This is a genomic window from Streptomyces himalayensis subsp. himalayensis, from assembly GCF_013778455.1.
Lineage (GTDB): Bacteria > Actinomycetota > Actinomycetes > Streptomycetales > Streptomycetaceae > Streptomyces > Streptomyces himalayensis.
Genome location: NZ_JACEHE010000015.1, coordinates 110,561 through 135,013 on the forward strand (window position 1 = coordinate 110,561; position 24,453 = coordinate 135,013).

The 24,453-nt window shown below is 68.9% G+C and carries 23 protein-coding genes, 1 tRNA gene and 3 pseudogenes; 16 read left to right on the plus strand and 11 right to left on the minus strand.

The features are described 5' to 3' along the window. The first annotated feature begins 148 nt into the window (after window positions 1–148). From H1D24_RS23945 to H1D24_RS23955, 3 genes are all read left to right on the plus strand, one after another. Complete coding sequence (locus tag H1D24_RS23945) at window positions 149–2,458, plus strand: FAD/NAD(P)-binding protein (protein WP_258564264.1); 2,310 nt, start codon at window positions 149–151, stop codon at window positions 2,456–2,458. 47 nt (window positions 2,459–2,505) lie between these two features. Next, the gene (locus H1D24_RS23950) at window positions 2,506–2,964 is read left to right on the plus strand and encodes a DoxX family protein (protein ID WP_181659730.1); all 459 of its coding nucleotides are present in this window, start codon (window positions 2,506–2,508) and stop codon (window positions 2,962–2,964) included. Window positions 2,965–3,241: 277 nt separating this feature from the next. Further along, window positions 3,242–3,853, plus strand: coding sequence for a DedA family protein (locus tag H1D24_RS23955; RefSeq protein ID WP_181659731.1), 612 nt, complete (start codon window positions 3,242–3,244; stop codon window positions 3,851–3,853). Between the two features lie 51 nt (window positions 3,854–3,904). Here H1D24_RS23955 and H1D24_RS23960 read toward each other — a convergent pair whose 3' ends face one another. Together H1D24_RS23960 and H1D24_RS23965 are read right to left on the minus strand one after the other, a co-directional pair. Continuing rightward, on the minus strand, window positions 3,905–4,174 hold the full coding sequence (locus H1D24_RS23960) for a DUF2277 domain-containing protein (protein ID WP_181659732.1): 270 nt from the start codon (window positions 4,172–4,174) through the stop codon (window positions 3,905–3,907). A 201-nt stretch (window positions 4,175–4,375) separates the two neighbouring features. Then, window positions 4,376–4,876 (minus strand): FBP domain-containing protein, encoded by a 501-nt coding sequence (locus H1D24_RS23965; RefSeq protein ID WP_181659733.1) that lies wholly within the window; start codon window positions 4,874–4,876, stop codon window positions 4,376–4,378. A gap of 244 nt (window positions 4,877–5,120) precedes the next feature. Here H1D24_RS23965 and H1D24_RS23970 point away from each other — a divergent pair, with 244 nt between their 5' ends. Both H1D24_RS23970 and H1D24_RS23975 read left to right on the plus strand, forming a co-directional pair. After that, window positions 5,121–5,468 carry a DUF8825 domain-containing protein gene (locus H1D24_RS23970; RefSeq protein WP_181659734.1) on the plus strand — a complete coding sequence of 116 codons (348 nt, stop codon included), beginning with the start codon at window positions 5,121–5,123 and terminating at the stop codon, window positions 5,466–5,468. 200 nt (window positions 5,469–5,668) lie between these two features. Beyond that, window positions 5,669–5,845, plus strand: coding sequence for a hypothetical protein (locus H1D24_RS23975; RefSeq protein WP_181659735.1), 177 nt, complete (start codon window positions 5,669–5,671; stop codon window positions 5,843–5,845). A gap of 217 nt (window positions 5,846–6,062) precedes the next feature. Here H1D24_RS23975 and H1D24_RS23980 read toward each other — a convergent pair whose 3' ends face one another. Together H1D24_RS23980 and pdxR are read right to left on the minus strand one after the other, a co-directional pair. Beyond that, a complete protein-coding gene (locus H1D24_RS23980; protein WP_258564265.1) occupies window positions 6,063–7,040 on the minus strand; it encodes a serine hydrolase in 978 nt (325 codons plus the stop codon). Window positions 7,041–7,713: 673 nt separating this feature from the next. Further along, window positions 7,714–9,219 carry a MocR-like pyridoxine biosynthesis transcription factor PdxR gene (gene pdxR / locus H1D24_RS23985; protein WP_181659736.1) on the minus strand — a complete coding sequence of 502 codons (1,506 nt, stop codon included), beginning with the start codon at window positions 9,217–9,219 and terminating at the stop codon, window positions 7,714–7,716. A 46-nt stretch (window positions 9,220–9,265) separates the two neighbouring features. On the opposite strand from pdxR, the gene H1D24_RS23990 reads away from it, so the two are divergent. Continuing rightward, complete coding sequence (locus tag H1D24_RS23990; protein ID WP_258564266.1) at window positions 9,266–9,718, plus strand: carboxymuconolactone decarboxylase family protein; 453 nt, start codon at window positions 9,266–9,268, stop codon at window positions 9,716–9,718. A 95-nt stretch (window positions 9,719–9,813) separates the two neighbouring features. Next, the gene (locus H1D24_RS23995) at window positions 9,814–11,016 is read left to right on the plus strand and encodes an MFS transporter (RefSeq protein ID WP_181659737.1); all 1,203 of its coding nucleotides are present in this window, start codon (window positions 9,814–9,816) and stop codon (window positions 11,014–11,016) included. Between the two features lie 118 nt (window positions 11,017–11,134). On the opposite strand, the pseudogene H1D24_RS24000 reads toward H1D24_RS23995, so the two are convergent. From H1D24_RS24000 to H1D24_RS24010, 3 genes and pseudogenes are all read right to left on the minus strand, one after another. Further along, window positions 11,135–11,949, minus strand: a pseudogene (locus H1D24_RS24000) (ISL3 family transposase); the annotation flags it as partial. 36 nt (window positions 11,950–11,985) lie between these two features. Beyond that, window positions 11,986–12,720 carry an SDR family NAD(P)-dependent oxidoreductase gene (locus tag H1D24_RS24005; RefSeq protein WP_181659738.1) on the minus strand — a complete coding sequence of 245 codons (735 nt, stop codon included), beginning with the start codon at window positions 12,718–12,720 and terminating at the stop codon, window positions 11,986–11,988. A 348-nt stretch (window positions 12,721–13,068) separates the two neighbouring features. Then, on the minus strand, window positions 13,069–13,299 hold the full coding sequence (locus H1D24_RS24010) for a response regulator transcription factor (protein WP_181659739.1): 231 nt from the start codon (window positions 13,297–13,299) through the stop codon (window positions 13,069–13,071). Window positions 13,300–13,701: 402 nt separating this feature from the next. Between H1D24_RS24010 and H1D24_RS24015 the strand changes: the two genes are divergently transcribed. Next, window positions 13,702–13,998 (plus strand): GYD domain-containing protein, encoded by a 297-nt coding sequence (locus H1D24_RS24015; protein WP_181659740.1) that lies wholly within the window; start codon window positions 13,702–13,704, stop codon window positions 13,996–13,998. Between the two features lie 352 nt (window positions 13,999–14,350). On the opposite strand, the gene H1D24_RS41770 is transcribed toward H1D24_RS24015, so the two are convergent. After that, entirely contained in the window at window positions 14,351–14,734 is a 384-nt protein-coding gene (locus tag H1D24_RS41770) for a hypothetical protein (protein WP_220137145.1), read from the minus strand. 153 nt (window positions 14,735–14,887) lie between these two features. On the opposite strand from H1D24_RS41770, the gene H1D24_RS24025 reads away from it, so the two are divergent. Beyond that, window positions 14,888–15,697, plus strand: coding sequence for a universal stress protein (locus H1D24_RS24025; RefSeq protein ID WP_309484426.1), 810 nt, complete (start codon window positions 14,888–14,890; stop codon window positions 15,695–15,697). A 1,073-nt stretch (window positions 15,698–16,770) separates the two neighbouring features. After that, window positions 16,771–17,349, plus strand: coding sequence for an SMI1/KNR4 family protein (locus H1D24_RS24030; RefSeq protein ID WP_181659741.1), 579 nt, complete (start codon window positions 16,771–16,773; stop codon window positions 17,347–17,349). Between the two features lie 185 nt (window positions 17,350–17,534). Here the strand turns inward: H1D24_RS24030 and H1D24_RS24035 are convergent, their stop codons facing one another. Beyond that, entirely contained in the window at window positions 17,535–17,990 is a 456-nt protein-coding gene (locus H1D24_RS24035; protein WP_220137146.1) for a DUF6228 family protein, read from the minus strand. 561 nt (window positions 17,991–18,551) lie between these two features. Here H1D24_RS24035 and H1D24_RS24040 point away from each other — a divergent pair. The 3 genes and pseudogenes from H1D24_RS24040 to H1D24_RS44490 all read left to right on the plus strand — a co-directional run. After that, complete coding sequence (locus H1D24_RS24040) at window positions 18,552–19,088, plus strand: hypothetical protein (protein WP_220137147.1); 537 nt, start codon at window positions 18,552–18,554, stop codon at window positions 19,086–19,088. Between the two features lie 297 nt (window positions 19,089–19,385). Beyond that, window positions 19,386–19,991, plus strand: a pseudogene (gene repSA / locus H1D24_RS44485) (replication initiator protein RepSA); the annotation flags it as partial. 66 nt (window positions 19,992–20,057) lie between these two features. Next, a pseudogene (locus H1D24_RS44490) lies at window positions 20,058–20,429 on the plus strand (tyrosine-type recombinase/integrase); the annotation flags it as partial. Window positions 20,430–20,505: 76 nt separating this feature from the next. Here the strand turns inward: H1D24_RS44490 and H1D24_RS24055 are convergent. Then, window positions 20,506–20,580, minus strand: a tRNA-Val gene (locus H1D24_RS24055). 178 nt (window positions 20,581–20,758) lie between these two features. On the opposite strand from H1D24_RS24055, the gene H1D24_RS24060 reads away from it, so the two are divergent. The 3 genes from H1D24_RS24060 (at window position 20,759) to H1D24_RS24070 (ending at window position 23,459) form a co-directional block, all read left to right on the plus strand. Continuing rightward, window positions 20,759–22,249, plus strand: a complete 1,491-nt coding sequence (locus H1D24_RS24060; RefSeq protein ID WP_181659743.1) for a hypothetical protein — start codon at window positions 20,759–20,761, stop codon at window positions 22,247–22,249. A 258-nt stretch (window positions 22,250–22,507) separates the two neighbouring features. Further along, entirely contained in the window at window positions 22,508–23,137 is a 630-nt protein-coding gene (locus H1D24_RS24065) for a DUF4383 domain-containing protein (RefSeq protein ID WP_181659744.1), read from the plus strand. An 85-nt stretch (window positions 23,138–23,222) separates the two neighbouring features. Then, a complete protein-coding gene (locus H1D24_RS24070; RefSeq protein ID WP_181659745.1) occupies window positions 23,223–23,459 on the plus strand; it encodes an FmdB family zinc ribbon protein in 237 nt (78 codons plus the stop codon). 244 nt (window positions 23,460–23,703) lie between these two features. Here the strand turns inward: H1D24_RS24070 and H1D24_RS24075 are convergent, their stop codons facing one another. Further along, entirely contained in the window at window positions 23,704–24,363 is a 660-nt protein-coding gene (locus tag H1D24_RS24075; protein ID WP_374064317.1) for an O-methyltransferase, read from the minus strand. Between the last annotated feature and the right edge of the window lie 90 nt (window positions 24,364–24,453).

Genomic DNA, 24,453 nt, shown 5'->3' on the forward strand with positions numbered 1-24,453 from the left:
TCCGCCAATCGGTAGGGCTGTCCCCGGTTCCGACGGCATGATGAGCCGGACCGTCCGCTTCCGGCGGACCTCGTACGACAGCAGCCACCACATCAGAAGCAGCACAGCCGCAACACAAGCAGCCGCACATGCTCCGGGAGCCACGCTTTTGACCGCCGCGACCCCCCACCCCTCAGGACCTCCCGACGGCCCCGGTCCCCGGCAGACCCGCGCGGCCGTCGCCCTTGTCGGGGCGGGACCGCGCGGCACGAGTGTGCTGGAGCGCCTCTGCGCCTCCGCGCCCGAGCTGCTGTCGCCGAGAACGCAGTTGACGGTCCACGTCATCGACCCGTCACCGCCCGGCGCCGGCCGCGTCTGGCGGACCGCACAGCCGTCCGAACTGCTGATGAACACGGTCGCTTCGCAGGTGACGCTGTTCACCGACGACAGCGTGGACTGCTCCGGGCCCGTGCGACCGGGCCCGAGCCTGTACGAGTGGGCCGCCGAGCGCGACGGCCGGGGGGACCGGGGCGACGCTCGGGGCGGCGACGGCGAGAGCGGCGGCGGCAGCGGCGAGAGCGGGGGCGGCAGCGGCTGCAAGGGGGGCAGCGAGGACAAGGGAGGCAGCGGCTCGGCGTACGGCCTCCGACCGGACGACTATCCGACGCGCGCCTACTACGGGCGCTACCTGGAATGGGTCTTCGGCGAGGTGGTGCGCGGCGCGCCGCCCGCGGTGCGGGTCGAGGTGCACACGGCGCGCGCGGTCAAGCTCGACGACGAACCGGACGGCCGCCAGCGCCTCGTACTCGACAGCGGCGTCGAGCTGCGTGGCCTCTCTGCCGTCGTGCTGGCCCAGGGTCATCTGCCGGTCGTCGGCGGCCCGGCCCAGGAGCGGCTCGCGGAGCACGCGCGGCGGCACGACCTGCGCCACTTCCCGCCCGCCAACCCCGCCGACCTGGACCTGTCGGCCGTCGCCCCGGGCGAACCGGTTCTGCTGCGGGGCCTGGGCCTCAACTTCTTCGATCACATGGCCTTGTTGACCGAAGGCCGCGGCGGCCGCTACGTGCCCGGCAACCGCGGGCTGCGCTATCTGCCGTCCGGCAGCGAGCCGCGGCTGTACGCGGGGTCACGGCGCGGCGTCCCGTACCAGGCCCGCGGCGACAACGCCAAGGGCCCCTACGGTCGGCACCAGCCGGCCGTCCTGACGCCCGAGGCGATAGCGGGCTTCCGTAAGCGTGCGGACTCCGGCGATCCGCCGGACTTCCTGACGGAGATATGGCCGCTGGTCGCCAAGGAAGTGGAGACGGTCTACTACGAGGCGCTGCTGGCGCGGAGACCGGGTCGGCGGGACGCGGACGCGGACGCGGACAGGGGCGGGACGCGAGGGGACTCCACGGGCGAGGGGCCGGGAAACTCTGCGGGCGTGACGCCGGGATGCCCGCCCGGCCGGACACCAGGGCACTCCCCCGCCCGGACCCCGGGACACTCCCCCGCCCGGACCCCGGGAGGCTCCCCCGCCCGGACCCCGGGACGCTCCCCCGCCCGGACGCCGGAAGACTTCCGCGATCGATTTCTCGCCACCGCGCACCGGGGTCCTCAAGAGGCCCTCGTGCTCGATGAGTTCGGGATCGCGGCGGCCGACCGCTGGTCGTGGGACAGGATCTCGCGCCCGTACGGGGATCGTTCGTTCTCGGGCCCCGGCGACTTCCGCGACTGGCTGCTGGCGTATCTGCGCGAGGACGCGGCGCAGGCGGCGCTCGGGAATGTCGCCGGCCCGGTGAAGGCGGCCCTCGACGTGCTGCGCGACCTCCGCAACGAACTGCGTCAGATCGTCGACCACGGCGGCCTCGCCGGCGCCTCCCGCCGCGACCACCTCGACCGCTGGTACACCCCGCTCAACGCCTTCCTGTCGATCGGCCCGCCCCGGCGGCGCATCGAGGAGATGGCGGCACTGATCGAGGCGGGCGTGCTGGAGGTGCTGGGCCCGCGCCTGGAGGTGCGCCCGGTGGACGGTGCCTTCGCCGCACACTCCCCCGATGTGCCCGGCTCCGCCGTCCGCGTCACGACGCTCGTCGAGGCGCGGCTACCGGAACCGGACCTGCGACGTACGGCCGACGACCTGCTCGCAGGCCTGCTGAAGACGGGCCAGTGCCGGCCGCATTCCGTCGGCCGTTACGAAACCGGGGGGCTGGACGTAACACCGCGCCCCTACCGTCTGATCGACCGGCAGGGCCGGCCACACCCCAGACGGTTCGCCTTCGGGGTGACCACCGAAGGGGTGCACTGGGTGACCGCGGCCGGGGCCAGGCCGGGTGTGGACTCGGTCACGCTGTCGGACGCCGACGCCGTGGCCCGCGAGGTGCTTCGCACAGCGCCCGGCCTGCGCGGCGACGCGGAACCGGAAGCGAAAGCGGAGTTGCCTTCGCAGCGGACCGGTGGCCGAATGTTGAACTTGCAACCATCAGCAAGGCACGCCTAACCTGTTATCTCGCTCGGTTCGTCCCCAACCGAAGGAGACCGCCCACCATGACTGGACGTCTCAACAGCGCCCAGCCCTATGCCCTCGGCCTGTTCCGGTTCGTCGTCGGCCTGCTCTTCGCCTGCCACGGCGCCGCGTCGCTCTTCGGCGTCCTCGGCGGAGCGATGGGCGGCGGCACCGTCCCGACGGGCACCTGGCCCGGCTGGTACGCGGCCGTGATCGAACTCGTCGGCGGCGGCCTGGTGGCGCTCGGCCTCGGCACCCGCGCGGCGGCTTTCATCTCGTCGGGCGCGATGGCCTACGCGTACTTCAAGGTCCACCAGCCGTCGGCGCTGTGGCCTCTGCAGAACGACGGCGAGCTCGCGGCGATGTACTGCTGGTCGATGTTCCTGCTGGTCTTCACCGGCTCGGGCGCGTTTGGCCTGGACCGCCTCTTCGCGTCCCGTGGCACGGACGCGCAGGAGACGGCGACCGCTCCGGAGAAGCGCTCACCGGTCACGGCCTGACGGAACGTTCCTCGCGTCACGACGGCGCCCGCTCCCGTACACATACGCGGGGGCGGGCGCCGTCACCGTTCCCGCACGCATACGCGAGGGCGGGCGCCGTCGCCGTTCCCGCACGCATACGCGGGCGCCGGCACCGTCGCCGTTCCCGGCCGTCACGGACAAGCGAGCCCCGGTTAATCCGGGGTGACGTTCACGCGTACGCTGTATGGCTGTCATCAGGCCGCCCCTGCCGCTCCCCGCGACATCGCGGCGCTGTTCTGTCGACTGGGGAGTTTCGGTGCTGGAGAGTGTCGGGTCGCTGACCGGCAGCCCATGGATCTATGCCGTGGTGGCCCTGTCCATCCTCTTCGACGTGTTCCTCCCCGTCCTGCCGAGCGGTGTCCTGGTGATCGCCGCGGCCACCGCCGCGGCGGCCGGCTCCGGCGCCGAGACGGGGCAGGCGGGGCAGGTCCCCGACATCCTGGTCCTCATCCTGTCCGCGGCGACCGCCTCGGTCATGGGCGACCTGGTCGCTTACCGGCTGGCCTGGCGCGGCGGCGAACGCCTGGACCGCGCCATCGCCCGTTCGCGCCGTCTCGCCAGCGCGCAGGAACGACTCGGCTCGGCACTCGCCCGCGGCGGCGGCGCCCTGGTCGTCCTCGCGCGCTTCGCCCCTGCAGGCCGCTCGGTCGTCTCCTTCGGCGCAGGCGCGGCCCACCGCAAGGTCCGCGAGTTCCTGCCCTGGTCGGCCCTGGCAGGCATCGCCTGGGCCGCCTACAGCGTCGGCCTCGGCTACTTCGGCGCCCAGTGGCTGGGCACGACATGGCTCGCCACGGCGGTCTCGTTCGCCGCATTGGTCGGCGCGGGGGCAGTTGCGGCTTATGTGATGCGGCGGCCCGCTGAGGCGTAAGAGGTCCCGGCAGGCTGAGGCTGCGGCGGACCCCGTACGTGGCAGCGCCCGTCAGGCCGTGTCGGCCACCGCGGCCGCCTCTCGCGGCGCGGTCCCCTCGGCGCGCCGCCCCTGCCCCCGTACCTCCAGTCCGGCGAGCAGCTCCGCGGTCGCTTCGGCGATCACGTCGACGGCGCGCTCGAACACCTCCTGGTTGTGGGCGGCCGGGGCACGGAACCCGGAGACCTTCCGCACGTACTGAAGCGCGGCGGCCCGTATCTCCTCCCCGGTGGCCTCTTCGGGGAGTACGGGCGGACGGAGCGTCTTGATGCTGCGGCACATGCGTCCAGTGTCACCCCGGCCACTGACAATCGGCCCGGAATGGAACCCCGGTGGCAGTCCCCTGCGGCTTCAGCGGCCGGAATCAGCAGCTCGGATTCGGCTCCCGGGGCCGGCGCGCCGGATTCAGCTCCCGGCTTCAGCTCCCGGCTTCAGCGGCCGAATTCAGCTCCCGGACTCGGCGGCCGGACTCAGCTCCTGGACTCAGTCAGCGAGAACCTTGTCGAGGAAGGCATCGAGGTTGGTGAGGGTGCGCTCGATCTTGTCCTCGAGCGGCAGGGTCTCCTCGTATGGCACACGCAGCCCTGTCTGCTTCTTGCCCCGCAGGTAGAGCGAACAGGCCAGGTCGGCGCACACGTACGCCCCGACGGTATTCCCCTGCCGCCCCGCCACGCCCGCCCGCGGCGCAACCAGCAGACACACTCCGGTGCCGGGATGTCCCGTCAGGCACAGGGAGCACACGGTCGTCTTGGTGAAACCACGCCGGATGCCTTGCGGTGCACGGAGCGTGACCCCCACCAGCCGGTCGTCACGTACCGTGACGAGATAGCCGCGGTCCGGCGCGCCCGGATCGCGCCAGCCCAGGAAGTCCATGTCCGGCCAGGGCAGTTCGGCCAGTCCCCGAGGAAGGCTGATGCGTTGCGCCTCACCCTTCGAGCAGTTGGCGAAGGATGTCCGTATGGCCTTCTCGTCGATCGGTTCCATGATCACGAGAGGCTACCGGCGGACGGCGGCGGAAGTCCCCTGATTTTTCGGGTGCCGGGACACGCCCAGCCGTGGTGCGGCCGTCAGGGCACGGCCCGACGACGGCGCGGACCTCTCCCCGCTGCCCGACTCTCAACCCTCTATACGAGCGTGATACGAGCGGCTTACGCCCCGGATCGACACGTTCGCATGAAGTCCCAGAAGGAACTCGCATCCAAAAATCGAACAGGCGTAGCATTGCGGCGTGTCTGTGACCCATGACTTCCCGAGCGACCTCCTAGCCGGTCAGGAGGAGCTGCATCAGGTCCGGGCAGAACTCCTGGCCCTGCTGAAGCGGCTGCCCTGGTCGGTCGAGCCCCTGGACGGCTTCAGCGACGACACCGGCTGGCGCAAGGTGGAGCGCCCGGCCTCCCCCGGCTGGACGGCGGACGAACAGGCCGAGGTGGAGAAGCTCCGCCAACGCGAACGAGAACTCGCGGTGTTCGTGACGTGCCACCGCTTCTGGTCGGAAGTGTCGGGCCCGGACGCGGTGGATGCCCGCATGAAGCTGAAGCACGCGCACGAGGAGCGGGAGCCGAACGCGGACCAATAGCTCTCCAGTTGGGAAAAGGCAACCGACACGGCGAGACGTCCCCGAGATTTCCCCTGTTCGGCCGACACCGGTTGCCGCGCCATCGACGCGGAGGTGTCCTGGTCAAGGCGCCTCGGAGCCGCAGGCGCACGGACGGGGGCGGCGCGGCCGTGACAAGCCGGGCCAGCCCTCTCCGACCTACATCACACTGGGAGGCAACCATGCCACACCGCCAGGGCGACCGGGTGGAATACCGGGACGAGATGAACCAGAAGCAGTCGGGCGTGATCCAGGACGTGCAGGGCAGCGGGCAGCAGGCGCGCTACACCGTGCAGAACCTCGAGACCCAGCGCCAGGAGCAGGTCCGGGAGCAGCAGATCGAACGGGACCTGGACTAACTCTCCCATCGACACTGCACCGACCGGTGCGCGACTGCCCGTCTCGCAACGACCGAAACGTCGCCACCGGTCCCCGGTCCCTGGCGCTTCACGGCCCGGATAACCGGAGCCGCCGAAGGGCCACACCACCGATGCGGGCTCACGCCTATCGCGTGAGCCCGCATTGACGTCGAATCCCGAGTTCGCGAATCCCAAGGTCACCTGCGCCTACGGCGCTTCACCTATCGCCTTTGACTGCCTGGGAGACCCGGGGAGTCCGATCCGGGTACAAGTCATGGTGAATGGCCTTTGCCACGCGCTCAACCGTATCCATGCCGTAGTCCCAGCCCACTTGCGGCGACTCGCCTTCAGGGACCCTGTTGTTCTCGGTGAGGACCACGAGGCCATAGTCGTAGGCACCGCCGGTGAAGGCGCTCATGCTGTTGACCTTCCAGTCCCCTCGGTCCCAGGGATCCATGCGCCCGGTCCGGGAACGCTGAAGCCAGCCGTTCTTGACTTGTACGGCAGCGTCCGGGGGAGCCCCGGCGGGAGTTCCCCACCGTTGATCCTTCTGCACGTCGTGCATGAGGCTCAGAAGGTAGGTGCGCGCTTCCGCGTTCAGGACCGAGTTGTCGTCGGCGGTGAGCAGCTCAAGGAGTCTGGCCTGGTCCCTTGCTGTGACCTGGGTCAGGCCCATGAAATCCTCTTCGTCGAGGATGGTGTTCTTCATTCCGGCCTTGTCCAGAAATCTCTGGATCCTTTTGCGGCCCAAGTTTTCCCACAGGGTGTACATCGCATCGTTGTCCGAGCTCACTATCATCTCCCTGGCCAGATCCTGCTCCCCCTCGGACAGGTCGACGCCTTTTTCCAGGAGCAGCGCCCCCAGTATTATCGGCTTGACGATACTCGCAGAGTCGTAGTGCTTGTCCGCGCCGTACGTGCATGAGGTACGGGTGGTTCGGTCATACAGCGCCAGCGAGGCGCGGCTGTCGCGACTCACCAGCGACTTCGCTATGTCCCGAGTGAGAAGATTCGCCAGTCCGGGTTTTGCGGATGAGCATTCAACGAGGCCGCCCTTGATTCGCTGGAACGCGAATATTTTGTGCCGTGTCTCACGGGATACGGTTGTCGTGGCAGCAGGAGCGACGGCCGAAGTGGAGACCGCCGCGACGACTACTCCTAATGTCACCTTTGAAGCCATCTTACTGAGCGCCAATTCTTTCCCTTTCCGCATCTTCCGGCCCGCCGGCGAGCTTCAGCTTCACGACAGCAGACCCGGCCCGATATCGTCCACAGCAAGGTTGGTAAGTATCGATTCTGGCAATTCGGTGCAGCTCGGCGCCTGAGGCCGACATTACAAGCCCGGGATGCGCCTGGCTTGTCGGGTAAGCCGGTAGGCCTAGACACGACCACACCCCGGTGAATCCGTCACCGCCGGCGCCATCGCCCGCAACACCCGACTCGACCGCGAAGCCCTGCGCGACCAACTCGCCCTGCTCTGAACGCCAAAGACCCCCGGGCTGGATGCCAAAGACCCCCAGCCTGGATGCCAAAGACCCCCAGCCTCGATCGGCTGGGGGTCTTCGCACTGGCGGGTCTTCTGGATTTCGCACTGGTGGATCTTCCGGGGTTCGCACTGGCGGGCCTTCTGGGTTTCGCACTGGTGGGTGCGCGTGTAAGGTTCGCGACTTCATGAGCACTGGTTCCTGCGGAAACATCGGAATCCGGGCACAGTGAGCAATGGCGATGTCGGTGGATGCTGAGCAATCGATGGTTCTCCGCGATCGGGTCGGCGACACACGGTGAGGGATCAATAGTCGCGGTGAACGCCGGTTTTGCGCGTCGAGGCGGCGGCACCCGGTCCGGGGTGTCGCCGTCCTGTTCTCCGGTTATGACTTCCGTGCCGCCGGCCCGCCACTCGGCCGGGCCGGTGCCGGCTTTCGCCGGTGGTCCGACGGCTGGTCGGGCAGGGCCAGGCACAGGGCCTCCAGGGCTGCTGCGAAGGCGTGGTCCTGCGGTGTGCCGTAGCCGATGACGAGGCCGTCACGCGGTGGCATCGTGCTGTCGGGGTGGCGGTAGGGGCGTAGTCCGTCGACGGCCAGCCCCTGCCGCCGGGCCGCGCGCAGTGCCGCGTCCTCGGTGTTCTTCGGCAGTTCGAGGACGGCATGGAGTCCTGCCGCGATACCGCTGACCCTGATGTGGGGGGCGCGTTCGGCGAGCGTGCTCGCCAGCAGGTCGCGGCGGCGGCGGTAGTGCTGCCGCATGCGGCGCAGGTGCTGGTCGTAGGCGCCGCAGGCGATGAAGTCGGCGAGGGTGAGCTGGTCGACGACGCCCGACCACATCTCCCGGGGCCCCTTGGCGGCGAGGATGTCGTCGACGAGCCGTCCCGGCAGCACCATCCAGCCGAGCCGCAGCGCCGGTGAGAGGCTCTTGCTGGTCGAGCCGATGTAGACGACCCGGTCGGGGTCGAGCCCCTGTACGGCGCCGACCGGCTGCCGGTCGTAGCGGAACTCGCCGTCGTAGTCGTCCTCCACGAGCACTCCACCGCAGGAGCGGGCCCAGTCGATGACCGCCGCTCGGCGTTCTGGATGCAGGGGGCCGCCGGTGGGGAACTGGTGCGCGGGCGTGAGCAGTACGGCCTTGGCGCTGGTGCCCGGCAACTCGTCGATCCGGGCCCCGTACGAGTCGACCGTCAGCGGGACGGTGCGCAGGCCCGCGTCTTCGAGCAGGCCCCGGTGGAAGTCCAGTCCGTAGGACTCCACCGCGACTGGGCCTTTCAGTACGCTGCCCAGCAACTTCAGTCCGTGAGCGAAGCCGGAGCAGATCACGATCCGGTCGGGCTCGGTGCGCACGCCCCTGGCGCGTGCCAGGTACTCCGCGAGCGTCTCACGCAGCTCCGCCCTGCCGCGCGGATCGCCCACGCCGAAGGCGTTGTTCGGGGCCGCGGCGATGCCCCTGCGCGCGGAGGTGAGCCATGCGGCACGCGGGAAGGCGGCAGCGTCGGGAGAGCTCGGCATCAGGTCGTGCAGGATGCGGCGGCGGGTCTGGCGCTGCGGGCGGCGCGCCTGGTCCGGAGGGAGCGGTGTGGCGCGCCGGGCGACCTTGGTGCCGGAGCCCTGGCGGGCGGAGAGCCAGCCCTCCTCGACGAGTTCGGCGTAGGCGTCGGCGACGGTGTTGCGGGCGATGCCCAGATCGTGGGCGAGGCTTCGGTAGGGGGGCAGCCGGGTGCCGGGGGCGAGCCGGCCGGAGCGGATGGCCTCCCGCAGGGCGTGCATGAGCTGGCTCCGCAGGCTTCCCTCTCCGGAGAGCTCCAGGTGGAGGTTGGTTCCCGCGACCTGGCCCGGTCCGACCTCGGAGGCCCCGAACTCGGGAACATTGACCCATGTTTCTGCCATGGAAATGCACCATACCGTGGGTCGATTCCGCTCTTAGGGTCATGGCATGACAGCTTTTCAGGTGCCTCAGCGCATGAACTTCTCCACCGTCGCCCCCAAGGTCTTCAAGGCCGTCCTCGCCCTCGACGCCGCCGCCCGTGAGGGGCTCGACCCCGTCCTCCTGGAGCTGGTGCAGATCCGCGCCTCCCAGACCAACCACTGTGCGTACTGCATCGACTACCACACCTCCGACGCCCGCAAGGCCGGGGAGAGGGAGGAGCGCATCTACCAGCTCTCCGCCTGGGAGGAGTCGAGCCTGTTCACCGAGCAGGAGCGGGCCGCCCTGGCCTTGACCGAGGCCGTCACCCGCCTGCCCGAGGGCGTGTCGGACGAGGTCTACAACGAGGCCGCCCAGCACTTCGGCGAGAAGGAACTCGCCCAGCTCATCGCACTGATCTTCACCGTCAACGCGTGGAACCGGATGAACGTCACCACGCGCAAGACGCCCGGTACCGAGTGACCGACAGTTCCTCCCCGCGGGCGGTGGCCCATCCATCGGGGCCACCGCCCGCGGCATGCCTGGACCGCTTTCCCGACCGAAGGGCTGACGAAGCCGTGACCACCGTCGACACACCGGTGCCCGCCACCACAGGCCGTTCGCCCGTCAAGGGCTGGCTGGCCGTCCTGGCGGTGACCCTGGGCATTTTCTCCCTGATGACCTCCGAGCTGCTGCCCGTGGGTCTCCTCACCCCGGTCGGCACGGCCCTGGACGTGTCGGAAGGCACCGCGGGGCTGATGGTGACCGTTCCCGGCCTGGTCGCCGCCGTCGCGGCGCCCCTGGTCACCGTGGCCACCGGTCGCGTCGACCGCCGTATCGTGCTGGCGGTCCTGGTCGGCCTGGTGGGCGCGGCCAACTTGGCCTCCGCCTTCGCGACCAGCTTCGCGGTCGTCCTGGCCGCCCGTTTCCTGATCGGCATCAGCGTCGGTGGCTTCTGGTCCATCGCCGGCGGCATCGCGCTGCGGCTGGTGCCGGACAAGCACGTCCCCCGGGCCACCGCCGTCATCTTCGGCGGTGTCGAGACCGCATCCGTCCTGGGCGTTCCCACCGGAACGTTCATCGGTGACCTCAGCGGCTGGCGCACCGCGTTCGCCGCCGTGGGGATCCTCGGCCTCTCCTCTCTCGCCTGCATGGTCTTCCTGATGCCGAGGGTGCCGGCGGAGCAGACCATCAAGTTCGCGGACCTGCCGAAGGTCTTCAAGGGCAACGCGGGCGTGCGGGCCGGTGTCGCCATGACCTTCCTCGTCATCACCGGCCACTTCCTGGCCTACACGTTCGTCCGGCCGATCCTCCAGGACGACGGAGTAGACGACAACATGATCGGCGTGCTGCTGCTGACCTTCGGCGTCGCCGGCATCTGCGGCAACTTCATCGCCGGAGCGCTCGTAGCCAAGCGGCTGCGGCAGACCGCCGCGGGCATCTCCGTGGTTCTCACTCTGGCCATGGTGCTCCTCGCGCTCGTCGGCAACACCGCCCTCACCGCGGGCGCCGTCCTGGTCCTGTGGGGCCTGGGCTACGGCGCGGTGCCGGTCACCTTCCAGACCTGGATCCTCGACGCCGCACCGGACACCACCGAGGCCGCCTCCTCGCTGTACGTCTCCACCTTCAACCTGTCCATCGCGCTCGGCGCGCTCTTCGGCGGCCTGGCCGTCGACGGCCTCACCACCACGAGCGTGCTGTGGATCGGCGCCGTCCTCGCCGCCCTCACGCTGCTCGTGGTGGGCGGGGCCCGCCGCACTGCGGCCGTCTCCGCCGAGTGAGGCGGCGGTCCGCCCGCCTTGCTCTCGAAAAACGGCTGTCCCCCGTTTCTGGGCTCTTCACGATCGAGGGTGTAGTTGGGGTCTGAATCCGCCGGTCTCGAGCAGTGATCTGGCCATGGAGGACGTCGCCGGCCAGGCGGACGACGTGGAAGGGATCCATGACCGCGACGGCCTCGGGGAGCTCCTCGGCAGTAGCGGTCTTGAAGCCGGTGAACCCGTCCATCGCGACCACCTCAACGCCACTCGAGACGCTCGGCGAGCCAGGTCTTGAACGCCTGCTTGCAGCGTCCCTCGACCATGTCCAGCAACCTGGCTGGGCCGGTGCCGTCGCGGATCCCAGTCAGGTCGATGATCACGGTGACGAACTTGTCGCCGCGGCGGGTGTGGCGCCACACATGCTCGTCGACCCCGATCACCTTGACACCGTCGAACCGGCGCGCGTCATCGATCAGGACCGCTTGCCCTCGGCCAGGACCGCTTGCCCTCGGCCAGGACGGCGTCGTTGGCGGTGTTCCACGCGACCGCGAGTCCCTCTTCGACACGCGCCACGGTCAGGTGCTGGACCACGATCCCTTCCAGTACCCACCGCAGCCCGCGGCGTGACAGCTTCGCCCGCGGCTCCGCCGCGCGGGTGGTGTCCTGGCGCCACACGTGCCCGCAGTCGGTGCAGCGATAGCGACGCACCACCACCTCCAGCATCGTCGGACGCCACCCGAGCGGCTCGTGCGCCAACCGGCGGACCACGCTGTCGCGCGGGGCGCCCTCGCAGCCGCAGCGGCGGCACCACTGGTCCGGCTCGACGATCCGGCAGGCGATCACCGCGCGGTCAGGTTCGAGCCGCTGCCCGACGGCTACGAGGCCGAGCTCGTCAAGCCGGCAGAACGTGGACAGGTCAGCATGGGCGAAGCCGTTGTCAGCGGCAGCGTCGGGCACCCGACCGCTTCGAACGAGGAGACTCCCGAGTCGGCCTCACCACTTCACGGGTCCGTTAGCGTCGATGAAGGTTCCCGTCGCGTCAGCGGTACTGAGGGCCGCAGCCTGAGCGATGACCTCGGCAGCCTCCTCGGGGGTGACGGGTGCCTGCTCCTTGTTGCCAGGCGCGAGATCAGTCTGTACCCATCCGGGACACACTGAGGTCACCTTGATGGAGGTGTCGGCGAGCGCCTTGGACAGCACGATCGTGATCGCGTTGAGGGCAGCCTTGGAGGACTGGTAGGCCGGCACGACCATGGAGTGCCACGGAGAGTTCGGGTCGGTCTGATGAGCAAGCGAGCCCACCGTGCTGGAAACGTTCACGATCCGCCCCGCCGGGCTCTTGCGAATCAGCGGCAGGAACGCCTCCACGACGGCGACCGGGCCCAGAACGTTCGTGGCGTAGGTCTGCTCGAACATCGCCAGGTCGAGGACCTCCTTCGGATCGGCGTTGGTCGCCTCCGGCAGGATTCCCGCGTTGTTGACGAGCACGTCGAGATGCCCGAAGCGCTCGGAGACCTCAGCCGCGGCCGCACGCACCGACGCCGGGTCGGTGACATCCATCGTGAGGCTGCTCACCGAGAACCCCTCACGAGACAGCCGATCCGCTGCCTCCGCCCCGGCGTCGGACTTCCGAGCAGCAACGATCACGTGGCCGCATTCACGTGCGAGCCGCCGAGCAGCTGCCAAACCGATCCCCCGGTTGGCACCGGTGACGAGCGCGATCTTCACAGTCAGGTCCTCTCATGATGGCTTCGCGACCGTCGTGTTGAGCGGCCGCACCCAGCAAGCACATCAACCGGCCACGGCGAATGCTGGCGAGAATCAGACGCCGCGATCGAACCTGTCTGCAGAGCGAGCGGTCGGACCGTACGGATAGCAGAAAGCCCGAGGCAGGCAGAGACCGGAAGTTCCGCACAGCCGACCACTACCGACCGTAACCATTGCTAAGGCAGTCGCGGATTTGCTAGTCACTGTTAACGAACGGCCTTCATTGCTAACGACGGCCTTCATTGCTAACGAAGTCGCGGATCCTACAGCGCGGACGGTTTCGCATCGCCGTCACGACGATGGCCGGCGTTACAGCCCCAGGGAGATGGCCACTCGGGTGAGTTCGGCCGTGCTGTTGATGTTGAGCTTGGCCCGGATACGGCGGAGATACGCGTCGACCGTGTGCTTGGAGAGCCCCATGTGGCGGGCCGTTTGCACGTAGGTGCGCCCTTCGGCGATATGCCGCAGCGTCTCCCGCTCACGCGGAGCCAGCGAAGGTGCGGAAGCTTCGGCGTTCGGCATGGTGACTGTCAGGCTCATGGGATGTTCTCCGGCGGATCGGCTCGTTCATCGCTGCTCACACCCTCGGAAGCAGGAGGCAAATGTCCGAATAAGGCCATTTGTCCTCTTTCAAAAAAGCCTGCACGGGCGACTTCATGACGGCGTCCGCGGACTGTCACAGACGTGTCACAGGGCCCGTCGGCAGGCTCGCCACAGCGCGATGACGATCAGATCGGGCGGTGTGCGACCCCTCCGGTCCCATCTGGCCCATAAGTGGCACCGCGCCCCTCAGGGGCGCCGCGAAAGACACGGGGACCAGGCCTCCGGACTCGTACTGGATGACCTGGGCCTTCTGGCTCGCCGGGCGCACATCTTGTGCATGTTTCGGCGGTTACGCCCAGGATTAGCCTCGATGTGTTCCCTCATGAAAGGTGAAAGATCATGCCGACGTATGTCACGTTGCTGAACTGGACCGATCAAGGGATCCGAAACTACAAGGACACCGCGAAGCGTGCCGAGGCCTTCACCTCAGCGGCACAGAAGCTCGGGGCGAAGCTCCTGAACATCTACTGGACCGTCGGTCCCTACGACCTCGTGGCCGTCGTCGAGGCGCCCGACGACGAAACCGCCACCGCGGCCCTCCTGCAGCTCGGCGGGGTGGGCAACGTCCGTACCACGACCCTGCGGGCCTTTGGCCGAGAGGAGATGGATCGCATCATCGCCAAGGCCGCCGGCTGAGGACATGTCAGACCTGAAAAATGCGAACGGGCCCTGGACCTGAGAGGTCGAGGGCCCTCGCCCTGGAAATGCACGAGCCTGCACTCCGGGTGTCATGGAGGCCCGTTTCCGGCGGCCGACGCCAAGGACGGCAACGGGCTCGGCCGGCTGGTCGGCCGCCTCGCGCGCACGGAAGGGCGGGATACTCCGCGCATGAGCCTCACCGCGCGGCAGCTCGCCCTGGCCACCCTGGACCGTCAGCTCCTGCTCGAACGCCGGCGCCTCGATGTGGCGGAGGCGGTCCGCCGGGTCTGAAGGAGGCGGAGCCGCTGTCAGCACTGCTCGCCCGCCGCGATCCAGCCGTCTACCGGCGCTATGGACACTGGTGGGACAAGGGATTTACCAGCGCCGAGAGCAGGATGGTCAAGGGCTGACCGCGCTGCCCGACTCCGCCCCCGCGGCCCCAGCCCCTCGGGTCGATGATCACGTGGCCGTCGGTGTCCGTGGTCACCGATCCGCGTTCGACGACGGTGAGTTCCGCGCGGCCCTTGGTGCCGTTGACGCCGATGACGTATCCCTCCCAGGGCGAGTGGGCGTTGAGCGCGTAGGTCATGGAGGCGCCCGAGGCGTAGTCGACGATCAGGGAGAGGTTGTCCTCGACGGTGATGCCCGGGTCGAAGACGTCCTGGTCGCGGCGGTAGGCGCGGCGACGACGCAGCCCATGGAATTGCCGCTGAGGTGGAACTGGTCCAAGCACAAGGCGTCCGCAAACATCTTCACGAAGTCGATCTGCGCTGCGCGCAGATGTGCCGGGATGCTGAAATTCGCGACCGACCCAGGCGGCCTGGCCAGATGGCAGCAACGCATCGCCGGGGTGAAGCTTGGAGCTGAAGCGAGTAATGGAGGCGCGGTGGGCAGGCTGGTCGTCGTAGGAGTGGATGGCTCGTCGTCGAGTCTTGCCGCGGTGGAAGAGGCCGCCCGGGAAGCCCAGCGGCGTCGTGCGGAGCTGCGTGTCGTGCACGCCTTCAGCTGGCCGGTCAGGCCCATGTATGCGCCGCTGGACCCGTCGCCGCTCAATCGCCTGGTGAACGAGGCCGCGCAGCGTGCCCGGAGCGTGGCGCCTGAAGTGGAGGTCAGCGAGGCCATGGTGACCGGCGACGCGGTGGCGGTGCTGGAGGCTGAGTCGCGAGCCGCGGACCTGGTGGTCGTCGGCCCCCGGGGTATGGGGGGCTTCATCGGCATGCTGCTGGGATCAACAGCAGTGTCCCTGGCCGCCCACAGCCAGTGTCCGGTGATGGTGGTCCGCGAGGAACCGGCTGGTGCCGGGCCGATCGTGCTGGGCGTCGACGGCTCCCCTGTCAGTGGGAAGGCGGTCGATTTCGCCTTCGCCGAGGCGGCGCTACGCGGGGCTGAGATCGTCGCCGTGCACGCGTGGCTGCCGGACTATGCGCCGGTCGGTACGGGCGCCGAGAGCGCGGAGCGTTTGCTGGCCCACGCGCTCGCCGGCCGCACGGCGCGGTATCCGGACGTCACGGTCAGGCAAGAAGTGGTGAGCGGCGAAACCCGCGAGGTAATGATCGAGGCGAGCAAGACCGCCCAGCTCGTGGTCGTCGGAGCCAGGGGGCGCGGCGGTTTTGCCGGGCTGCTCTTGGGTTCGGTGAGCCAGGCGGTGCTGCACCACGCGCACTGCCCCGTCGCCGTCGTCCGCAGTCAGGCATGACCGGAGCCACGTGAGGGATGCCTGTCGCGTGAGTTCCCCGCCGTCAGTTCGGCGGTGACGGGATCGGAGTTCGGCGGGAACGGTGACGGGATCGGAGGTGGAGGGTGGCACACGGTGTTGCCCTCATGTGCGCCGTGACGGCGAGGTCACCGTCGGTGAGTCTCGGGTAACGAGGGTGGCGGAGCCGATCCCCTGAGCGTCGGTGAAGGTGACGGTCCCGGGACGGTACTGCGGTACAGGTCACCGTCGAGGTGAGGTTGACCGGATCGCCGGTGTGGACCGGCTCCAGACGGTTCGTGGTGGAGGCGTCGATCTGGCGGTTGCGGTGTATCCCCAGACGAGTACTGCCGGTGGAGGGTGTGGTTTGCGAGTTGTGGGGATGTGTGCGAGGGCGAGCCCCTTGCCGAACTGGCCTACACCGCCTCACACAGACTCACGCTGCTTTGCGCGGATCCGGTCTCACTGGAGCGCCACGCTACTGAAACCGTCCCCGATCGCGATCAAGATTCACCTTTCATGCTGTCCATCGTCTTCGCCGTTATTGGGGTACACGCTCTGCTTCTTGGCCGCATGCCGGGCCAGTGGCTTCAGCAACGAGTGCGGCAACCCCGGCTCTGGGGAGCGGGCGCGCTGTTGATGCTGATCAGCTGGAACTTCCATTCCCTGTCACTGCTCGCCGTGGGGGTTGGTCTCGTCGCGCTGGGACATGTCGTGAGGCCCACGCGATGAAAAGCGAAGGTCGGCGGAGTCTGGATGGCCCGGGCAAGCCGCCGACGATCTTGAAAACCGTCGTGGCAGCGATGTCACCGTGGGTTCAAATCCCACACCCACCGCAAGGTGAAACAGCCCCTGCCCAGGTGAATCGGTCGGGGGTCGTTGCGCTGCGCGGTGACTGCTCGCCACCGTGGTTCCCCGCGGTTCCTGGCACGATCGGACACGGATGGGGCACGGTGCCGCGGTGGCGGTGAGGCAGCCGACTCTTGTTGCACTCTGGGTCGCGGCCTTTGCCGTCCGGCCTGGTGTTCACTACGTACATGACAGGTAGCTCAGAGCGGTACCGCCTGAGAGGTGCAATGTCCGTCCTCAGCGATGCTGTGCCCGGAGATCTTCGACGGTCTCCCCTCGGCTGGGCCGGCGTACGGGCGTGGGAAACCGCTCACGGCATCGAACTGCCAGAGCCCTACCGTACGTTCGTCGCGGAGGTGTCCAACGGTTCGTTGGAGGGCGTGTCCCTGGCACACCGGCTCCTGCCGTTGGGAGGACTGCCTGAGAACTGGCAGGGCTGGAAGGCCGATTGCTGGCTCAGTCCCGAACCATTCGATGGAGCGGCTGTACGCAAGTTCACTGAGCCGTTCCCTCTGGAGGAGGAGTGGCAGTGGGAGTACGACTACTACGACGACGATGAGCACTCACCTCTACTCCACGGCATCTATCAGAATGGCTCGGTCCTCCTGGGCGGCAACCGTGACTGCGAGTTCTGGGTACTTGTGGTCACCGGGCCTCAGCGCGGCCGGGTCTGGTGGCTGGGAGATGGATGCGCGGCTCCGTACGCGGACGCGGGGGAGGCAGGCGAGCCAGAGGCTGACTTCGTGGCCTGGTTCCAGGATTGGCAAGCTGATCGAGGATGGTGGTCTGAGCACGTCGACGGGTAGGTCTCAGCCGAGGGCTGCCCGAGCGAGCCCGCCCCGAATGGCAGGCCCTTGCACAAGCGCCTTCTGATCCGTAGCTCCATGTGGATCGGTCGATGACCGTCATCGCGGTTGCGCCGAAGGCGCTGGGGGTGGCACTGGGTGCGGCAGGTTGCTGTGGTTGCTGTACTTCTCTGCTGTACAGCTGGCTACGACTGCGGGTCGGACTGTAGGAACGCACGGACCTCAGCGGCGAGATTGCGCATGTCTTCACCCGGCGCATGTTCTGTCGTCGCTTCGAAGTGCCAAGCATTGTCGGGGAGTCGGTCATGCAGGCCCCATGTGAGGCGGACGCAGTGGCCCGCGTGCTCCGCTGAGAGCGTCAGATCATGCTCCAGCGACTTCCACGTCCGCTCCCCCGCCCACCCTCGGAAGTCCTCTGCCAGCGCGGCCAGGAAGACGTCAAGGCCGTCACCGTCCCACGTCCTCACCAAAGTCTCGACGCTCAAATGATCACCCTGCACGTGCACGAGGAAGTCTCGCGTGGGGTCGTCCCCATCTCCGGCATAGGGGCACGTCAGTTGGTAGAGCTGTAGCTGGATGTCATACGGGCTTCCGCCCCCTATGTGGACTGCCGGTCCGTCGGGCTCTTCTACCTGCACCATCTGTGCAGGTTAGAACCACGGCGTGCCCAGCAACCACGGGTTTGTAAACCGGGGTGATCTCTGACCACGTCGTACAGCGGGCCCTGGTGCGGCTGTGGTGCGGTGACCTCTTCGTCCCGAAGCAACTTGGGTGGGGTCTGGACCTCGGATTGGTATGTCTCTGAGCTGTGGTGATGGTCCGCAGGTGTGCGGGGTTGTCCGCCGCTGTGCGTCGGCGTTGTCACGCAGTTAGACACTCAGTCGGCCGCGCGCTTGATAGCGATCGGCTCCGCGGAGGGGAAGTAGAGCGTGTCGCCGCCGTCTTCATCGTCATGTACTCGGGGCGGTCGGCAGGAATGAGCCCACAGCAGCCTATTCGGCACTCATGCGGCCGGTGAGGAGTTTACGTCCCGACCGAAGTCAGAAACGGCCCAGCTTCCCATCTATCGACGGCGAGACCGCCTCGACCACTGCGTAATGACCTGCTCGAAGGCCTTCATAGCCCGACTCCGGTCCTGTGCTGTAATCCTCCGAACGGTGCTGGGGGCCGATGAAGGGTGGGGACAGGACGTGGCTGCTCGGATGGGACGTGCCGCTGGGGCGCTCGTGATGGCGATGGTCCTGCCGCTGGCCGGTTGCGACGGTGACGACGACACCAGCGGCGGTGGTGGTGGAAGCAAGGAGCCCGCTGCGGCTGCGATCAAGGAGCCCGCGGCGGCTGCGATCGAGGCAGCCCGAGCCTTTCAGCAGGCCTCGGTGGACCGGGATTGGGAGGCCGCCTGCGAAGCCCGGACCGAACGCCTGCGGCAGCGCATCGGGGCGGACACCATCGCAGAGTGCGTCGAGATCACTAGGACGCCCCGGATCCGCGAGTACCCGGACGCGCGGGTGACCACCGGTAAGGCGGTCGAGGTCGAGGCTTTCGGCCCACACCCGGCGGGAATCGGACTGCGGGTGACCTTCGAGGCCGGTACGGCGGCACCCGGCATGATCATCCACACCGCGCTGCGGCTCGTTCCCGGCGAACGGGGTGCGTGGCTCGTCGATCAAGCGGTCAACATCGACGAGACCATGGGCACAGACACCAAGGCCGTGCGCGCCGCGCTGGCCCGCAAGTGAGCTACTAGGTCGGCGTAGCGACTTTGGCCAGGAGCTGCTTTGGCGCGAGTGATCATGGCCCCGTAAGCTTCCGGCGCGTCGGGCAGTCTGTTGACCTGCCCGCTAAAGCGCGACGTTGGGGCCATGATCTTCGAGGCTCGCGCCAAAGTGGCTGGCTAAAGTCGCGGAGCCGACCGCCCCAGCCACGGAGGGTGTCTCCCACTTCACGCCCGCAGCCGCGAGCGCGCCGCCGGGCGCGGCCAGCCAGGGCGAAGACAGGAGGCGGGCCGCGCCGGAAAGGCGGCGCGCTCCCGCGCCGTGCGCGGGAAACGCGGCGCCGTCCACTTCCACGCCGTCATCCGACTCGACGGCCCCGAGGGACCCGAGAGCCCACCGCCGTCGTGGGCAACCGTCGGCCTACTCGCCGACGCGATCCGCGCCGCCGCCCACCACAGCTACACGTCCGTCTCCGCCGCGGCCGCCGACGACCAACCCGCCCGAATCTTCCGCTGGGGCACCCAGCTCGACGTACGCCCGGTCAAGGCGTTCGGCGACGGCTCCGACATCACCGAACAGGCCGTGGCCTCCTACGTCGCCAAGTACGCCACCAAGGCAGCCGAGAACACCGGCACCTTCGACCGCCGCATCGGCGAACTCGCCGAACTCGAGCGCCACCAGGTCCCCGACCACACCCGCCGCCTCATCAAGGCCTGCAAGACGCTTGACCCGCTCTACCCGGACCGCCGCCTCTGGGCCTGGGCGCACATGCTCGGCTTCCGCGGTCACTTCTCCTCAAAGTCCCGCCGCTACTCCACCACCCTCGGCGAACTCCGCCAGGCCGACGCCGACTACCGCACCGCCCAAGAACGCGAAGCCCTCGACCTCGACGACCGCGAGCCAGACACCGTGCTCACCCTCGCCGACTGGCAGTACGCCGGACACGGCCATACGCCCGGCGAATCGGCCCTCGCCGCGTCCATCGCCCGCGATATCGCTCCCTTGCGCTGGCAGCGAATGCGCCAGGCCGCCATGCGTGAGCGTGCCGGAGATCGCTGGACGGAGACTGACTACGTCTTCACGACGCGCACCGGTCGGCCGATCGAGCAGCGCAACGTCTACCGCTCGTTCACGCGCGTCGCCAGCAACGCCGGGCTTCGCGTCATCCGGCTGCATGACGCCCGGCACGGCACAGCGACCCTGCTCACGGCGGCCGGTGTGGCGCCCCGCGTCGTCATGGAGATCCTGGGTCACAGCCAGATTGCCGTGACCATGAACATCTAGACGCACGTCGTCCAGGACACCCAGCGCGAGGCCGTCAGCCACATGGACCGGCTGCTCAGGAGGCGGCTCGACCGCTCCTGACATCGCCACCATCGCCGTTGATGTCAGATCCGGATGTCAAAGACCCCCAGCCAAGATCGGCTGGGGGTCTTTGCGCTGGTGGGCGCGGACGGTTTCGAACCGCCGACATCTGCCTTGTAAGGGCAGCGCTCTACCGCTGAGCTACGCGCCCGGGACGACTCGACAGCCTACCTTGCCTGCGCCCCTGCCCCGCAAACCCGTATCGAGGCTGGGGGACCGAGGACGGCAAAGTCACGGTGCGGAGTGCGAACTAAACGGCCCGTGTGTTCGTCCTTAACGGGTGGGAGAATGACACCGGGCACTGCGGATGACAGCACGGGGAGAGGGACGTGACGGCGACACCTTCACAGCCGTACACACCACAGCCGTTCACGCCGTATGTGCCGCCCAGTCAGTACGTGCGTCCCCGTCTTCGTAAGAGCACCACGGCCGACGCCGGGACCACGGCCGAGGCCGGGACCAGAGCAGCCGCCGGAATCAGGGCCGGTACGGCCGGCACCTTCCGCGACATGGCCATCCTGTTCCTCCTCCCACTCCCCCTCCTCGCCGCGACGCTCCCGGCCGCGTTCGCCGGTGGCGGTACGCGGCGGTGGTTCGGCGGGCGTGGAGAGAGCCAGCGGGCCGAGGCGCAGGCCGCGAAGGATGCCGCCGCGGCCGCCTTCTACGAGCTGGACACGGCACAGCGCGATCTGCGGATCTCGATCGAGACGATCACCGCGGTCGACGACTCCCCCGCGGCCCGGCGGGCGGTGTCCGACTTCGAGTCGCTGGGCCGCCGTATCGACGAGGCCAGCCTGCAGTACATCACCGCGGTAGACGCCCATGACCTCGACCGGGACGATCTCGAGGCCTCGGTGGCGGCGCGTGCCCGGACCGAGCTGACCAGGGCCAGGGACGAGCTGGGGAAGGTCAAGAAGGACCTCGACCGCTTCTCCGAGGGGCTCGGGCCGCTGCTCGACAAGGCCGAGACGCAGCTGGCGCGCCTGGCCCCGGCTGTCGAGCGGGCCCGGCAGTCGCTGCTGGCCGCAAGCAACGCCCTCGACGCGGTACGCGGATCGGGGCTGAAAGCCGACGATCTCGCCGCCCGGCTGGCCGTCCTCGGACCGGAGCTCACCAAACTCAACCAGGGCGCCGGGCGGCACGGCGTACCCGAGACCCTGCAGCGGGCCGAGCGAGTGGCGCGCGACGCGGAGGCCGTGCGGGCGGAGGCCGAGCGGCTGCCGGAACGGGCCGCAGAGATCGACCGCCGCCTCGTCTCGCTGCGAACGCGCGCGCAAGCCCTCACGACCCGCGCGGGGCAGGTCGACCCGGTGCTGAGCGAGCTGCGGCGCCGCTTCACGGCCGCGTGCTGGCAGGACCTGCAGCGGGTGCCGGAGCAGGCGGAGGAGAACGTCCGGCAGGCCGAGGCGAAGCTGAGGGAGGCGCAGCAGGCGCGTGAGGCGCAGCGCTGGCCGGATGCGACCTCGCTTCTCTCCACGGTACGGGCGCTGCTGAACGCGACAGACGAGGCGGTGTCGGCCGCCGGGGACCGGCTGCAGCGCCTCAACGCGGTGGCCAAGGACCCGCAGCAGGAGATCGAGCGCACCCGGTTCGCCATCCGCGACGCGCAGCGACTGGCGATGGCGGGCCGTCATACCCCCGATCCCCGGCATGCGCGACCGCTGGACGACTCCGTGGCCCGTCTCGAACGCGCCATCGCCACGCTGGAGGGGCGCCACCCCGACTACTGGCACTTCCTGACGGAGACGGAGGCTGTGCGGCGTGCGGTGGCGCGGGTTGTCGGCCAGATCCGGGACGAACGGGGGGCGGCGGGCGCCTGAGCCCGCGCGACCCGGGGCGGCGATGTCGCCACAGCCCGTGCCGCGACTTCCACGCTCCTGGCCGCCCGGGACCCGTCCCGCGACTTCCACGCTCCTGGCCGCCCGGGACCCGTGCCGATGCAGCGCGGCCCGCACGAGGTTGGCGATGTCCGGGCCCCAGGCGGATCCTGGTGTTACGTACGCGGCGCGGCGCCATGCCGCGCCTCCCCGCGATACATCCCGTACGCGCGGCCTCCGCGAGCGGCAAGGAGGGCGGACATGGCAACGCACATACTTCACCCGGAGACCAAGCGGCACTTCAGTCTCGACGAGCATCTGCCCGTCGACCACCGCCTCAGCAAGTTCTACCGCGTCGGCGCAGGTCTGATGGGTCTCGTACTGGTCGCCTTCGGGATCTTCGGGCTCATCGGCAAGGTCGGCTTCTTCGACACGCGCGGCGACACGGTCGCCGGGCTGAGTACCAACGGCGCGCTGAGCGTGCTGTCGATCTGCATCGGGCTTCTGCTCTTCGTCGGGATGGTGATCGGCGGGAACTTCGCCTCGACGGTCAACATGATCGTCGGCGTCGCCTTCATCCTGAGCGGCTTCGTCAACCTCGCCCTGCTGGACACGAGCTTCAACTTCCTCGCCTTCCGCATCCCGAATGTGCTGTTCAGCTTCGTCGTCGGCGTGATGCTGATGTTCTTCGGCATGTACGGCCGGGTCGGATCGGCCCTGCCGCACGACAACCCGTACTGGCGTCAGCGCCATCCGGAACAGGCGGCCGAGGAGGAACGGCAGCGCTCGCTGCCCGGGCGCGGCCACCTGAGGCCGGACCCCAGTCTGGACGCCGGTGCCGACAGCAGCACCAGCAGGGGCGTCGCACCAGGGCGGCCACCGCAGCGGTGACCACGTGAACGCGGTGGCCGAGCGCGCTCCATAACCGTCCGCGGTACTCCGTGCCGTCCCCGCACCCGCCCGATACTCTGTGGGCATGCCTCGCTACGAGTACCGCTGCCGGACCTGCGGCGACACCTTTGAACTGAGCCGTCCGATGGCCGAGTCGTCCGACCCCGCGGACTGCCCCGCCGGGCACGACGACACCGTCAAGCTGCTCTCGACAGTCGCGGTCGGCGGTACGGCGTCGGCGTCGGCCGCCTCCGGCCGCACCAGCCCCGGCGGTGGTGCCGGTGGCGGTGGCGGTTGCTGCGGCGGAGGCTGCTGCGGCTGACCGCCGCGCTATCCGACGTGTGGGCTCGACGCCGCCACCAGGCGGCGTCGCTCACGTCTTCCGGACATGCACATCTTCCGGACGTGGCTGACACCTTCCGGACGTGGCTGACACCTTCCGGACGTGGCTGACACCTTCCGGACGTGGCTGACACCTTCCGGACGTGGCTCACACTTCCGGACGTGGCTCACACTTCCGGACGTGGCTCACACCTCCGGGCCTCACTCACACCTCCGGGCCTCACTCACACCTTCCGGGCCAGCGTCAGCCCGTCCGCCACCGCGAGCATCACACTCTCGACCCGCTCGTCGGCCTTCACCCGCTCGTTGAACTCCTTGATCGCCGCCGCCGGCCCGGTGGCCTCGGGATCGGTCACGCCGCCGTGCAGGAAGACGTTGTCCACGACGAGCAGCCCGCCCTGGCGCATCCTCGGCACCAGGGCGTCCCAGTACCCGACGTAGTTCTCCTTGTCCGCGTCGATGAACGCCATGTCGATGCTCGGCTCCGCCGGCAGCGCGGCCAGCGTCTCCAGCGCGGGTGCGATCCGCAGCTCGATCTTGTCCTCGACACCGGCCTTCGCCCAGGCCTCGCGCGCGTGCTTGGTCCACTCCTCCGAGACGTCGCAGGTCAGCAGCGTGCCGTCGGGTGGCAGCGCCTGCGCCATGGACAGGGCCGACAGTCCCGTGAAGGTACCGACCTCCACGATCCGCCGGGCTCCGGTCAACCGTACGAGGAACGCCAGCAGCGGCCCCTGCTCCTGAGCGACCTGTTTGCCCGCCACCAGCGGGAGCTGGGTGTGGGTGACGTCGACGAGCATGCGCTGCACCGGGTCGAGCGGGGGATTGTGCCCGAGCATGTACGCGTACAGCTCTTCGGTCAGCGGAGTGCTCTTGCTGTGGGTCACGTGGATCTCCTCGCTCAGCTCTCGCAGGGTGGAGTACCGCCGGCTCTCTGCGAGAGTAGTCCTCCCCCGGCGGGCAACACCGGGCAACAG

Coding starts and splice junctions, on each gene's coding strand:
- H1D24_RS23950 (WP_181659730.1), top strand. CDS start 2,506: ATGACTGGACGTCTCAACAGCGCCCAGCCCTATGCCCTCGGCCTGTTC.
- H1D24_RS23960 (WP_181659732.1), bottom strand. CDS start 4,174: ATGTGCCGCAGCATCAAGACGCTCCGTCCGCCCGTACTCCCCGAAGAG.
- H1D24_RS23965 (WP_181659733.1), bottom strand. CDS start 4,876: ATGGAACCGATCGACGAGAAGGCCATACGGACATCCTTCGCCAACTGC.
- H1D24_RS23975 (WP_181659735.1), top strand. CDS start 5,669: ATGCCACACCGCCAGGGCGACCGGGTGGAATACCGGGACGAGATGAAC.
- pdxR (WP_181659736.1), bottom strand. CDS start 9,219: ATGGCAGAAACATGGGTCAATGTTCCCGAGTTCGGGGCCTCCGAGGTC.
- H1D24_RS23990 (WP_258564266.1), top strand. CDS start 9,266: ATGACAGCTTTTCAGGTGCCTCAGCGCATGAACTTCTCCACCGTCGCC.
- H1D24_RS24010 (WP_181659739.1), bottom strand. CDS start 13,299: ATGAGCCTGACAGTCACCATGCCGAACGCCGAAGCTTCCGCACCTTCG.
- H1D24_RS24015 (WP_181659740.1), top strand. CDS start 13,702: ATGCCGACGTATGTCACGTTGCTGAACTGGACCGATCAAGGGATCCGA.
- H1D24_RS24030 (WP_181659741.1), top strand. CDS start 16,771: ATGTCCGTCCTCAGCGATGCTGTGCCCGGAGATCTTCGACGGTCTCCC.
- H1D24_RS24035 (WP_220137146.1), bottom strand. CDS start 17,990: ATGGTGCAGGTAGAAGAGCCCGACGGACCGGCAGTCCACATAGGGGGC.
- H1D24_RS24040 (WP_220137147.1), top strand. CDS start 18,552: ATGGGACGTGCCGCTGGGGCGCTCGTGATGGCGATGGTCCTGCCGCTG.
- H1D24_RS24065 (WP_181659744.1), top strand. CDS start 22,508: ATGGCAACGCACATACTTCACCCGGAGACCAAGCGGCACTTCAGTCTC.
- H1D24_RS24070 (WP_181659745.1), top strand. CDS start 23,223: ATGCCTCGCTACGAGTACCGCTGCCGGACCTGCGGCGACACCTTTGAA.